This window comes from Cohnella cellulosilytica, from assembly GCF_042431195.1.
In the GTDB taxonomy this organism is placed as follows: domain Bacteria; phylum Bacillota; class Bacilli; order Paenibacillales; family Paenibacillaceae; genus Cohnella; species Cohnella cellulosilytica.
The window spans coordinates 1-1,135 of sequence record NZ_JBHMDN010000065.1 but is presented as its reverse complement, the minus strand read 5'-3'; the positions used below and the strand labels follow the sequence as shown (position 1 = coordinate 1,135).

At 48.6% G+C, this 1,135-nt stretch carries 1 protein-coding gene; it reads left to right on the top strand.

The features are described from left to right. Positions 1 to 1,050, top strand: a 1,050-nt coding sequence (gene ltrA / locus ACFFT4_RS30245) for a group II intron reverse transcriptase/maturase (protein WP_378052860.1), incomplete at its 5' end; no start/stop codon positions are given. Positions 1,051 to 1,135: the final 85 nt, after the last annotated feature.

Here is a 1,135-nt window from a genome sequence, read left to right as displayed (position 1 = left end):
AAGAAGAAAAGAAATTTGGGAATTCCAACCGTAGTGGACCGGGTAATCCAACAGGCAATTGCGCAGATGCTCACGCCGATCTACGAGCGGCAGTTCTCGGAAAACAGCTACGGATTTCGGCCCAAACGAAACGCCCACGGCGCGATTGAGAAAAGCCGGATCCATATCCAAGAAGGGTATAAGTACGTGGTGGACATGGATCTGGAGAAATATTTCGACACGGTCAATCAAAGCAAGCTGATCGAAGTATTATCGCGAACCATCAAAGACGGGCGAATCATCTCGTTGATCCACAAATTCCTGAGAGCCGGCGTAGTGGTGAGACACAAATTCGAGGAAACGGAACTCGGCGTGCCGCAAGGAGGCAATCTGAGCCCAATACTTAGCAATATTATGCTAAATGAATTGGATAAGGAACTGGAGCGCCGCGGACATCGATTTGTGCGATACGCGGACGACCTGCTGATCTTCTGCAAAAGCAGAAGAAGCGCGGAGCGAACGCTAGAGCACATTATGCCATTCATAGAGGAGAAGCTGTTCCTGAAGGTGAACCGTGAAAAGACGGTGGTGGACGAAGCGAGGGGAATCAAATTCCTGGGATTCTCCTTCTACGAAGTCAAAGGGGAAACGAGAGTCCGAATTCACCCGAAATCCATTGCAAAGATGAAAGCCAAGATTAAAGAGCACACATCGAGAAGCAATGGAATGGGCAATGAGGAACGGGCAAAGAAACTTGGACGCTACATCATGGGGTGGGTCAACTACTTCAAAATAGCGGACATGAAGAAAATGCTCAAGACCACGGACGAATGGATGAGAAGGCGAATCCGCATGGTTTACTGGAAACAATGGAAACGAGTGAAAACGAGGTTTAAGAAGCTACAAACACTCGGTGTCAGGGAACAGAAAGCATGGGAATTCGCAAACACAAGAAAAGGCTACTGGAGAACCTCCGGCAGCCCAATCCTCTCCACAACCCTCGGCAACAACACCATCAAAGGCTTGGGATTCCTATTCTTTTCAGATTATTATCGACAAGTTACAGCGTGAACTAAGGAACCGCCGTATACCGAACGGTACGTACGGTGGTGTGGAAGGTCGGCTACTCAACTAATGGGTAGCCTCCTATCCGATT